Source organism: Aquiflexum gelatinilyticum (genome assembly GCF_024813435.1).
Lineage (GTDB): Bacteria > Bacteroidota > Bacteroidia > Cytophagales > Cyclobacteriaceae > Cognataquiflexum > Cognataquiflexum gelatinilyticum.
Genome location: NZ_JANAEZ010000004.1, coordinates 341,746 through 353,558, shown reverse-complemented (window position 1 = coordinate 353,558; position 11,813 = coordinate 341,746). Strand labels below are relative to the sequence as shown.

The following is an 11,813-nucleotide window of genomic DNA, read 5'->3' as shown; positions in this document are numbered from 1 at the left end:
AAATAATTTTATAAGATATGCATGTTACTTCATCCGTACGCCAGCCTCTGATTACAGGCGGTAAAACTCTGAAAGACGTCACTCATGATATATCAAGGCAAGTAGAGGCTAAGCCCAGTATGGGATGGCTTTTAGCCTTTTTATTTTCAGTAGGGGTTTTGTTATTAGGATCCATTGCATTGGTAGCAACTCTTTGGGAAGGTATCGGCATGTGGGGACTCAATAAAACTGTTGGCTGGGCTTGGGATATCACCAACTTCGTTTGGTGGGTTGGTATCGGTCACGCAGGTACCTTGATCTCTGCTGTACTTTTATTGTTCAGGCAGAAGTGGAGAATGGCCATCAACAGGGCAGCAGAAGCAATGACGATTTTTGCCGTAATCTGTGCCGCAATGTTCCCTGTTATACATATGGGTAGGCCTTGGTTAGGTGCTTATTGGGCTTTGCCACTTCCAAATACCTTTGGATCACTATGGGTAAACTTCAATTCACCTCTACTTTGGGACGTGTTTGCGATTTCAACTTACTTCTCTGTGTCCTTGGTGTTTTGGTATATTGGTTTGATCCCTGATTTTGCTACAATAAGAGACAGGGCATCCGGTATCAGAAAAACCATATATGGTGCATTATCTTTTGGATGGGATGGCGCTGCCAAGACTTGGAGCAGGTATGAATCTGTTGCTTTGATATTGGCTGGTTTAGCAACTCCATTGGTACTTTCAGTACACACGATTGTATCCTTTGACTTTGCCACCTCCGTGATTCCGGGATGGCACACCACCATATTTCCTCCTTACTTTGTTGCAGGGGCGATCTTCTCAGGTTTTGCTATGGTATTGACATTGATGATTGTGACCCGAAAAGTATTCCATTTGGAAGACTACATCACCATAGGCCACATTGAATTGATGAATATTGTCATTATCATCACTGGATCCATTGTAGGTATTGCTTATATTACTGAATTCTTCATTGCATGGTATTCAGGGGTTGCAGCAGAGCAATATGCCTTTATGAACAGGATGTTTGGTCCTTATTGGTGGGCATATTGGTCTATGATGACATGTAACGTAATTTCTCCGCAACTATTTTGGTTCAAGAAAATCAGGACTTCAATTGTTGCCACTTTCTTATTGTCTCTAGTTGTAAACATCGGTATGTGGTTCGAAAGATTCGTGATCATCGTGACTTCATTGCATAGAGATTATCTTCCATCATCTTGGGCAATGTTCTATCCAACCATCTCAGATGTTGGGGTTTATCTGTTCACCTTCGGATTGTTCTTCACATTATTTTTCCTTTTTGCGAAGTTCTTCCCAGTAATCAACATGGCTGAAATTAAATCTATTGTGAAATCAACCTCAGAAAAAGTAACAAAATAAAGCATGGAAAGAGATAAAAATTTCATCCTAGGCGTATATGACGATGAGGATGTTTTGTTGGATGCAATATCAAAAGTTAGAGGCAGCGGAGTGAAAATTCATGAGGTTTATTCACCTTTTCCTGTGCACGGTATTGATGATGTTTTGGGATACAAAAGGAGTAAACTTCCAATTGCAGCATTCTTATTTGGTATGCTGGGTACTACACTTGCCTTGACCATGCAGTTTTATATGATGAAATTTGACTGGCCAATGATCATTGGTGGTAAAGACCATGCTGCAGTGCCTGATTTTATTCCTGTAACATTCGAACTTACAGTTTTATTGGCTGCATTTGGAATGGTTGGTGTTTTCATGATAGCAAGTAATCTAAAACCTTGGGGTCAGCCAAGAATATTTGACATCCGAATCACAGATGATAAGCATGTTATGGCAATTGATTTAGCTGTAAATTCTTCAATGGCAGAAAATCAATTAACTGATGTTTTGAAAAATTCCGGTGCTTCTGAAGTTAATTTTAAAAGTTTTGAATAGGTAAATAGATATATGAAAATTACACGTTCTATATACACGTTTGCATTTCTTGGAGCAGTCTTAGGACTTGCTTCCTGTGGTGCCTCCGGTGAGGATCCCGGTTATGAATATGCACCTCAAATGTATAATTCTATAGCATACGAACCACTTTCACAGATTGTGAATGAGGATGAAGGGGCATGGTTATCTACTAGAGAAGACGGAAAAGGAGAGTTTTTCAATAGTAACATCAATAATCCCAACCGAATGAATATGCGGGAACCTGTTGCCAACACTGTGCCAAGGTCCAAAGATGGTTCTCTCCCATACAGATTAAAGCAATTTGAATTAGAAGCTGCTGCTTTGAATGAAAACCCAGTAACGCTTACTCCTCAGGTTTTAGCTGAAGGTAAGGTATTGTATACACAATATTGTTCAGCATGCCATGGACAAGGTGGTGAGGGAGACGGAAAAGCCGGAGAAGTTATCGGTGGTGTGGCCAACCTTAAAGGGGGTGCCTATATTAACCTACCTGAAGGCCATATTTTCCATGTAGTCATGAAAGGAAAAGGTAGAATGGGGGCGCATGGTTCTCAGATTCCTCAGGAAAGAATTTGGAAAATTGTTCACTATGTTAAACAAGAAATTCAGAAGCAATAATCATGGGTCACAGTACTACAAACTATAATTTGGATCAAAAATTTGATTTTACAGCAGGGCTGAAAAAGACAATATTTACAATTTTGATCATAGGTGCAGTTATCCTAACTGCAGGTATCTTGACAGCTGCTTTAGGCGGAGGCCATGGTGATGCACATGCTGAAGGAGGCCATGCCTTTCATTGGTACCAAAGACTTTATGCCAATCTTTGGATTAATAATGTCTATTTTACAGGTATTGCTGTGATTGGTGTTTTCTTCTTTGCTATCCAATATGCTGCACAGGCAGGATGGTCAGCACCATTATTGAGGATTTTCCTTTCTTTTGGCTATTGGTTGCCGTTTGCCGGCATTATCATGATAGTTAGTTATGCAATCTTAGGTCATGATATATTCCATTGGACACATAAAGAGCTCTTTGACGTAAACAGTCCTGAATATGATAAAATTATCGATGGAAAAGGGGCTTTTTTCTTTTGGCCACTTGAAAAAGGGACGTTCCCTGCATTCTTTATCATTAGAATGGTTGTTTTCTTCGCAGCATGGGTGTTGTTCTTCAATAAATTAAGAAAATTATCTTATCAGGAAGATCTCAATCCTGGAAATCAGACTTGGTTTCAGATCAGAAAGTGGTCTGCGCTATTCCTTGTTTTCTTTGCTGTTTCTTCCTCTGTTTCTGCTTGGGACTGGGTTATGTCTATTGACACTCACTGGTTTTCCACAATGTTTGGATGGTATGTATTTGCTTCATGGTTTGTAGCCGGATTGTCTGCAATGACCTTGGTGACTGTCTTCTTAAAAGAAAGAGGATACTTGGAAATGGTCAATGAAAACCATATTCACGACCTTGGAAAATTTGTTTTTGCATTCTCAATTTTCTGGACATATATATGGTTTTCGCAATTCTTGTTGATCTATTATGCCAATATACCTGAGGAATCAGTTTATTTTATAGAGAGACTTCAAAGTGATGTGTACAGCCCGTTCATTTTTGTAAATCTAGTGCTAAACTTCTTCCTTCCCTTCCTTGTTCTTATGACAAGAGACGCAAAAAGGCACGGAATATTTCTAAAGCTTATTTGTTCCTTAATCATCATCGGTCATTGGTTTGATTTCTTCCTGATGGTTCAGCCAGGTACTTTAGGTCACAATGGTGGATTTGGCTTAATGGAAGTAGGAATGTTATTGGTATTTGGTTCTCTTGTAACATATGTTGTTTTAAACAACCTATCTAAAAGAAATCTCATTGCTAAAAACCATCCAATGTTGGAAGAAAGTTATCATCATCATATTTAATTATCCGATAAACTAATAATTATGTACGGATTTCTAATCGCAGTTGGTATTTTATTGCTCATATCCATAATATGGATGGTATATAGAATACAATCCCTTGTTTCAGTAGTAAAGGGTAGTGATAAAAAAGTTGCCTCTGGAAGTAATAAGGTGAACGCAATCATGTTCGTTCTATTTCTTTTGGGTTCAGGCGCTCTGATGTTTTGGTATTCTATCAAAGAATTTGATAATTATAATCCTCCTTTGGCTTCAGAGCATGGTGCAGTAACAGACCAGTTATTTTGGATCACGATGGCTGTTACCGGAGTTATTTTCATTATTACCCATATTCTTCTTTTCTGGTTTCCATACAAGTACCAGTATAAAGAAGATAGAAAAGCGGCTTTTTATCCTGATAACAATAAACTAGAGGTAATCTGGACTGTAGTGCCTGCAATCGTATTGGCTTTGTTGGTAATTGGAGGTTGGAAAGCTTGGTCTGACATTACCAAACCTGCGCCCGAAAATGCGCATGTTGTAGAGTTGTTGGGTTATCAGTTTGCTTGGGAAGTGAGATATCCAGGAATGGACAATGTGCTTGGGGCTAACGATTATAGATTAACCAATGCATCAAATGTTTCAGGTGTGGATTTTTCTGACAAAAATGCACATGATGATTTTAATACACCAGTAGTTGTTATACCTAAAGGTGAACCTGTTCTTTTCAAAATCAGAGCGCGTGATGTTCTTCATTCTGTTTTCGCACCTCACATGAGGTTGAAAATGGATGCTGTTCCTGGAATGCCGACGAAATTTTGGTTTGTCGCTACCAAAACTACTGAAGAAATGAGAGCGGAATTAAATGACCCTGAGTTTGAATATGAGATTGCATGCACCGAAGTATGTGGAAAAGGACACTTTTCTATGCGAAGAGTCATCAACGTTGTTGAGCCTGCGGAGTACAGAAAGTGGTTATCAGAACAAAAACCATATATTGTCAATAACCCTGCGCTTGTTGAGAATTTATCTCCTGAATTGAAAGAATTAGCTGAAATAACCATCAGCGAATACAAGTAATTAAACATTATAATTATGGCAACAGCTCATACAGCTACTCACAGTGCTAGTACTCATGATCACCATGATGAACATGAGCATCACGATAATTTTATAACAAAATATATTTTCAGTACTGATCATAAAATGATCGGCAAGCAATTCCTTGTGACAGGTATATTCTGGGCAATTATTGGTGGCTTGTTATCAATCATTTTCAGGTTACAACTCGGATTTCCGGATATGGAATTGTATTGGTTAAAACCATTACTTGGAGGATGGATAGATGATGCCGGTAAACTGGATCCTAATTTTTATTTGGCTCTCGTGACAATGCATGGTACCATCATGGTTTTCTTTGTATTGACTGCTGGTTTGAGTGGCACATTCTCCAACTTCTTGATTCCTCTTCAAATCGGAGCAAGAGATATGGCTTCAGGATTCATGAATATGCTATCTTACTGGTTCTTTTTTCTTTCCGGTGTAATCATGTTCACCTCATTGTTCATAGAAACTGGTCCTGCATCAGGAGGTTGGGTTGTTTATCCTCCTTTATCAGCTCTAGAACAAGCTATGCCTGGTTCAGGGTTGGGAATGACATTATGGTTGATTGCAATGACATTCTTTATTGCGTCTTCTTTGTTGGGAGGTATAAATTACATAACCACAGTGATCAACCTGAGAACAAAAGGAATGTCATTTTCAAGACTTCCTTTGACAATATGGGCTTTCTTCTTGACGGCTGTAATTGGTCTACTTTCATTCCCTGTATTGTTTTCAGCTGCATTGCTTTTGGTGTTTGACAGGAGCTTTGGTACAAGTTTCTATTTGTCAGACATTTATATCGGGGGCGAAGCTCTTCCAAACACGGGCGGTAGCCCTGTGCTTTACCAACACTTGTTTTGGTTCCTAGGCCATCCTGAAGTTTATATTGTATTGTTGCCTGCTCTTGGTATTACCTCAGAAATTATTTCTGTAAATTCAAGAAAGCCTATTTTTGGTTACAAAGCAATGATTATATCTATGTTGGGCATCACGATTTTATCTTTTATCGTTTGGGCTCACCATATGTTCGTTTCAGGCATGAATCCTTTCTTGGGATCAATATTCATGTTCTTAACTTTGATTATTGCTATTCCTTCAGCTGTGAAGGTTTTCAATTACCTCACTACACTCTGGAGAGGTAACTTGATCTTTACTCCGGGAATGTTATTCTCAATCGGTTTGGTGTCTTTCTTTATTTCAGGTGGTTTGACAGGGATTTTCCTTGGTAACTCTGCTATTGATATTCAATTGCATGATACCTATTTTGTTGTTGCTCACTTTCACTTGGTAATGGGTTCAGCATCTTTCTTTGGATTGATGGCAGGTGTTTATCATTGGTTCCCTAAAATGTTTGGAAGGATGATGGATGCAAGATTAGGATATATCCATTTTTGGTTAACCTTTATCGGTGTTTATATGGTGTTTTTCCCAATGCATTATATCGGTATCGCAGGTTTCCCAAGAAGATATTATAGCTGGACTAACTTTGAGTTCTCCAATATGTATACTGACTTGAATATGTTTGTTTCAGTAGCCGCCATTATTACTTTTGGTGCGCAATTGATCTTCTTGTTCAATTTCTTCTATTCAATGTATAGAGGAAGGGTAGCCTCTTTGAATCCTTGGAGATCCAATACTCTAGAGTGGACTACTCCTCTTCATCCAAAGCATGGAAACTGGCCTGGTGAAATACCAACTGTATACAGATGGCCATACGACTACTCAAAGCCTGGAGCGGCTGAGGATTTTATTCCACAGACTGTTCCGCTGTCTGCAACTCCTGAATCCAACCTACCTCATGAGCAGGAATTGGTGAAATTGGAAAAAGCAATCATTGCAGACGAAGAGGAAGTCCTTGTAGCAAATGAATCAAAAGAATCTTAATCAAATAAACAGCTTCCGAAGAATCAGTTTGATTACTGTGGTAGCTGTTTATTTTCTGATACTTGTCGGTGGGATAGTCAGAAGTACCGGGTCAGGTATGGGATGTCCTGATTGGCCTAAATGTTTTGGGAGCTGGGTTCCACCAACAAGTGTGGATCAGCTCCCATCTAATTATCAGGAAATCTATTCTAAAAAAAGAGTAGAAAAGAACAATAAGTTTGCCACCCAACTTGAGAAATTAGGTTTTCAAGAAAAAGCCTACCAAATCAAAAATGACAGATCCATTTTGGTTGAGCAAGAATTTAACCCTGTAAAAACCTGGATCGAATATGTAAACAGGCTGATTGGTGCCATTATTGGTATTTTGGTCCTTTTTACTGTAGTTAAATCAGTTCCTCTTTGGTCACTCAAAAAATCCATCCCGATCCTGTCTGTATTCAACCTGTTTTTGGTTTTGTTTCAAGCTTGGATTGGGTCTATAGTTGTTTCTACCAACTTATTGCCATGGATGATTACCCTTCATATGATGTTGGCTCTGGTAATAGTATGTATTCTGCTTTATGTTCATTTCCAATCTTATAAATTGATCTATGATACTCAAGTGAATACAGAAAAACCAAGCCAGCTGTTTGGGATCTTGGTCATAGGGTTTTTATTGATGCTTGTCCAAATTGTGTTTGGAACACAGGTTAGAGAGGAAATGGATATTGTGGCATTTGAATTTGGTAATCTCTTAAGGGGTGAATGGGTTGAGCACCTTGGATTGGTATTTCTTGTTCACAGATCGTATTCAATTTTGTTATTGGTAGTACATCTTATTTTCTTTTACAAAGTATACAAATACACATTGAGACATGTTAGTATCTTTAAATGGTCTCAGGTTCTTATCTTTGTGATCTTATTGGAGATTCTGACAGGTGTTGGAATGGCTTATTTTGGCGTTCCAGCATTTTTGCAGCCTATACATCTTTTGTTGGGAACCTTGATAATTGGGATACAGTTTGTCATTTTATTGCAACTTTATGCCCAAAGGAAGTTAAATCTAGAAAATGCAGGTTCATGAGAACTATAAATATTTCTGAAAATTCTATAACCGATTTCCTTATGCTAAGGGTCGGTGCTTATAATGATTTGATCAAATTCAGATTATCCGCACTTGTTACGTTTTCAGCAGTCTTTGGATTTATCCTTGGAGATTCTGGAGTTATATTTTCCTGGGGTAAGTTTTTTGCCCTAATGGTTGGTGGTTTTCTTATCAGTGGGGCTTCTGGGGCGGCAAATGAAATTTGGGAAAGGGATATAGATAAACTAATGAAAAGGACAGAAAATCGTCCTCTTCCTCTAAACCTTATTTCATTAAAAGAGGCATATTGGTTTACCTCAATCATTGCTTTAATTGGGATTTCAATTCTTTGGATTTTCACCAATCCTTTGACTACCCTGCTTGGTGTTTTAAGTATGGTACTTTATGTTTTTGTTTATACACCATTAAAAAGAGTCGGTCCCATTGCAGTTTTTGTAGGAGCAATTCCCGGCGCAATGCCTCCTTTATTGGGTTGGACAGCTGCTACGGGAGTGATTTCCCATGAGGCCTTAATTATTTTTGGAATACAGTTTATTTGGCAATTTCCCCATTTTTGGGCGATAGCATGGGTGAGTGATGAAGATTATAAAAAAGCAGGATTCAAATTGCTTCCAAGCGGAGGACAAAAAGATCTGAATACAGCCATCCAAATTATGATTTATACACTTTTCCTATTGCCTCTTGGCTTACTTCCAACATATTTTGGATTGACAGGAATCAATTCAGGTATTGTGGCTACCATATGTGGTGTATTGTTTTTGGCGCAGACTTTCTCACTGATGAAAGATTGTTCCAGAAAATCAGCACTTAAAATAATGTTTGGGTCTTTTCTCTACTTGCCGATTGTTCAGATTGCCTATTTATTAGATAAAGTTTAATCTATGGAAGAGAAATTTGAATACATAGAAAATGCTGAGCAGCCGATTGCAATGCATCCTAAGAAATTCGCTTTGTGGCTATTTATAGTCACAGTCGTGATGATTTTTGCTTCCCTTACCAGTGCCTACATTGTTAGACAATCAGAAGGTAATTGGTTGGAATTTGACCTCCCATCAATATTTTGGTACACATCAGGAATTATCGTATTGAGTAGTATTACCCTGCATTGGGGATATTTATCTGCAAAAAAGGATGATTTGCAATCTCTTAGGACAGGAATGATAGTCACTTCCGCTCTTGGCTTTGCTTTTCTGGTGGGACAATGGTATAGCTGGGTAGCTTTGGTAGATAGGGATGTCTTTTTTGTAGGAAATCCGGCAGGTTCTTTTCTTTATGTTTTCACAGGATTACATGCATTACACTTAGTCAGTGGTGTGATATTTCTAATTATTGTATTAATTTCGTCCTTCAGGTATCAGGTCCATTCCAAAAACCTCGACACTATGGAAATGTGCCTCACATATTGGCATTTCTTAGGGGGGCTTTGGTTATACCTGTTCATGTTTTTGTTATTGAATCATTAAAAAGTAAACAATATAATATATGTCAACGACTGCAACTGCAATTGGGGTAAGTCCCAAAAGAGGAGTCTGGGGTGGAGGAAATGAGCCCCTGAAAGCCAGTTATGGGAAACTCATGATGTGGTTTTTCCTGCTATCTGATATCTTCACATTTGCCGCTTTATTGATCACTTACATTTCACTTCGTGTAAGTTTTCCTGCCTATGGAGGACCTGCCGACGCTTTTGTAGGGTCAAATGAATATTGGCCGGTACCTGAATTGGTATTTGATGCGATTCCTTTTTTCCACGGAGTTCATATTCCCTTGGCTTTTGTTGGTTTAATGACTTTCATTTTGATTTTGAGTTCTGTCACCATGGTATTAGCAGTGGAAGCAGGTCATCGAAATGATAAAAAGGATGTAGTCAAATGGTTGCTTTGGACTTTGCTTGGAGGTATCACTTTCTTAAGTTGTCAAGCTTGGGAATGGACCCACTTTATCCATGGCACACCAAATGGATCTTTGATTACATATGTTAATAATTTTGGACAAACAGTAACCGAAACCATATTTGGTGCAAACCTTTCGGTAAATGAATATGGTCCTTCCAATTTTGCTCAGCTGTTTTTCTTCATTACAGGATTCCACGGTTTTCACGTGACACTTGGTGTTTTCTTGTTGTTCCTTGCTTTTTACCAGGCAGCAGTGGGAGTATACGAACAAAGAGGGCATTATGAAATGGTTGAAAAAATCGGTCTTTATTGGCACTTTGTTGACTTGGTTTGGGTGTTTGTATTTACCTTATTCTATTTGATCTAAATTATAAAATTCTAAGATATGGCTTCCCTCCAAAATAAATCTGCGCTAGACGTAATGCCTCGGGATGAGGCAAAAATCAAAAAAATCTGGAAAACAGCAGGAATACTTCTTTTGTTGACTCTTGTAGAATTTGTGTTTGCATTTACCCTTCCAAGAGGTTTAATCCTTTATGCGATATTTATTGCCTTGACTATTTGGAAAGCAAAATATATCATGATGGAATTCATGCACTTGGGTGAGGAAGCAAAACCCCTTTTCTATTCCATTATTGTTCCATTGATTTTCCTTGTTTGGTTAGTTATTGCTTTGGTTAAGGAGGGTTCTGATATTTTCCTTATGAGATGGTGAAAAATTAAAAATAATTCAAAAAAAGAAGGTTGGAGTGGGAACTTCAACCTCTTTTTTTGTTTAAGTAAAAAAACAATAATGAAAAGATTGAGAATTCTTCAGGGTTTGGTTTTGGTTTGTATTCTACTGGTTCCCGTAGTGATTTTTTTGTTTTTGAAAACTTTCGGGAATAACCAATATGATATTCCGGTGTTTTTCCAAAATGGAGTTGAGGATCCACTCAGTGAATGCAAAATGACAGATTCAGGTCAGCATTATATTCCTGGATTTACCCTTTTGGACCAAAATGGCCAATCCCGAGGAAGCAAAGAAATGGCCGAAAAAATTACCATTGTGGATTTTTTCTTTACTTCCTGCCCAAGTATTTGCCCTGTCATGTCTACAGAGCTTGAAAGAGTTGATGATGCTTTCAGAAATGATGATCAAATCCAGATTTACTCTATTTCTATAGATCCGGAATATGATACTCCGGAGGTGTTAGCTGAATATGCCCAAAGGCATATGGCTACAGCCGGTAAATGGTTTTTTTTGACAGGGGACAAATCCTTGATTTATAACCTGGCCCGCTGTGGATTTATACTTCCAACAATTGACGGAGAGGGTCAGCCTGAAGAGTTTGTTCACAGTGACAAATTCGTTTTGGTAGATGGACAAGGAAGAATTAGAGGATATTATAGTGGAACAAACCGCGAAGACGTTGATAAATTGATATTAGAGACAAAAATTCTATTACATGGAACAAAGTAGTGTTGTAAATTCCGAGAAAGGAATAATCAGATGGATTTCTATTATAGCGGTGATTGTACCTGTTTTGGTGGCGATCCTTTTGTTTATGCCTACCAAAATAGACGTAGCAAGTGATTGGGTATATTTTCTTCCCCATTTGAATGCTGTCATTAATTCAGCTGCTACATTGGCACTGATAGCAGGTGTGGTATTCATCAAAAAAGGGAATATTGAGTATCATAGAGCAGCAATGACCGCTGCATTTGGTTTGGGAGCTATTTTCTTGATTTCTTATGTTGTATATCATGCAACAGCAGAAAGCACTACATTTGGAGGTGAAGGTTGGATCAGACCAGTATATTACTTTATCCTGATCACCCATATTGTATTGGCAGCGGTTGCATTATTTCCTATTCTATTGGCCTACTATTATGGTCATACGGATCAAAGGGTAAAACATAGAAAGGTTGTTAAGTTTGCATTTCCAATATGGCTATATGTTACTGTCACCGGAGTGATCGTTTATCTAATGATTAGTCCATATTATAACTTCTAAACTTATTTGTTTTACCTAGCGTTTGG

Annotated in this window: 13 protein-coding genes; all 13 read left to right on the top strand. The window is 38.2% G+C overall.

The annotated features are described in order from the left end of the window. Nucleotides 1-17 precede the first annotated feature (17 nt). On the top strand, nucleotides 18-1,382 hold the full coding sequence (gene nrfD / locus NK987_RS11900) for an NrfD/PsrC family molybdoenzyme membrane anchor subunit (RefSeq protein ID WP_258424207.1): 1,365 nt from the start codon (nucleotides 18-20) through the stop codon (nucleotides 1,380-1,382). 3 nt (nucleotides 1,383-1,385) lie between these two features. Continuing rightward, nucleotides 1,386-1,916, top strand: a complete 531-nt coding sequence (locus NK987_RS11895; protein WP_258424208.1) for a DUF3341 domain-containing protein — start codon at nucleotides 1,386-1,388, stop codon at nucleotides 1,914-1,916. Between the two features lie 12 nt (nucleotides 1,917-1,928). Further along, complete coding sequence (locus NK987_RS11890) at nucleotides 1,929-2,555, top strand: c-type cytochrome (protein WP_258424209.1); 627 nt, start codon at nucleotides 1,929-1,931, stop codon at nucleotides 2,553-2,555. Nucleotides 2,556-2,557: 2 nt separating this feature from the next. Next, entirely contained in the window at nucleotides 2,558-3,850 is a 1,293-nt protein-coding gene (locus NK987_RS11885; protein ID WP_259264005.1) for a quinol:cytochrome C oxidoreductase, read from the top strand. Between the two features lie 21 nt (nucleotides 3,851-3,871). Further along, nucleotides 3,872-4,906, top strand: a complete 1,035-nt coding sequence (locus NK987_RS11880) for a cytochrome c oxidase subunit II (protein ID WP_259264004.1) — start codon at nucleotides 3,872-3,874, stop codon at nucleotides 4,904-4,906. Between the two features lie 15 nt (nucleotides 4,907-4,921). Continuing rightward, nucleotides 4,922-6,814: a cytochrome c oxidase subunit I gene (locus NK987_RS11875; RefSeq protein WP_258424212.1), complete on the top strand. Its 1,893-nt coding sequence runs from the start codon at nucleotides 4,922-4,924 to the stop codon at nucleotides 6,812-6,814. Next, nucleotides 6,795-7,877: a COX15/CtaA family protein gene (locus NK987_RS11870; protein WP_259264003.1), complete on the top strand. Its 1,083-nt coding sequence runs from the start codon at nucleotides 6,795-6,797 to the stop codon at nucleotides 7,875-7,877. The genes NK987_RS11875 and NK987_RS11870 overlap by 20 nt, the downstream gene beginning before the upstream one ends. Continuing rightward, complete coding sequence (gene cyoE, locus NK987_RS11865; protein ID WP_258424214.1) at nucleotides 7,874-8,776, top strand: heme o synthase; 903 nt, start codon at nucleotides 7,874-7,876, stop codon at nucleotides 8,774-8,776. Before NK987_RS11870 ends, cyoE begins: the two co-directional genes overlap by 4 nt. Nucleotides 8,777-8,779: 3 nt before the next feature. Next, complete coding sequence (locus NK987_RS11860) at nucleotides 8,780-9,361, top strand: cytochrome c oxidase subunit 3 (protein WP_258424215.1); 582 nt, start codon at nucleotides 8,780-8,782, stop codon at nucleotides 9,359-9,361. A gap of 19 nt (nucleotides 9,362-9,380) precedes the next feature. After that, on the top strand, nucleotides 9,381-10,157 hold the full coding sequence (locus NK987_RS11855) for a cytochrome c oxidase subunit 3 (RefSeq protein WP_258424216.1): 777 nt from the start codon (nucleotides 9,381-9,383) through the stop codon (nucleotides 10,155-10,157). 18 nt (nucleotides 10,158-10,175) lie between these two features. Next, the gene (locus NK987_RS11850) at nucleotides 10,176-10,505 is read left to right on the top strand and encodes a cytochrome C oxidase subunit IV family protein (protein WP_258424217.1); all 330 of its coding nucleotides are present in this window, start codon (nucleotides 10,176-10,178) and stop codon (nucleotides 10,503-10,505) included. Nucleotides 10,506-10,583: 78 nt separating this feature from the next. Then, nucleotides 10,584-11,252 carry an SCO family protein gene (locus NK987_RS11845; protein ID WP_259264002.1) on the top strand — a complete coding sequence of 223 codons (669 nt, stop codon included), beginning with the start codon at nucleotides 10,584-10,586 and terminating at the stop codon, nucleotides 11,250-11,252. Further along, entirely contained in the window at nucleotides 11,239-11,787 is a 549-nt protein-coding gene (locus NK987_RS11840) for a DUF420 domain-containing protein (RefSeq protein ID WP_258424219.1), read from the top strand. Before NK987_RS11845 ends, NK987_RS11840 begins: the two co-directional genes overlap by 14 nt. Nucleotides 11,788-11,813: the final 26 nt, after the last annotated feature.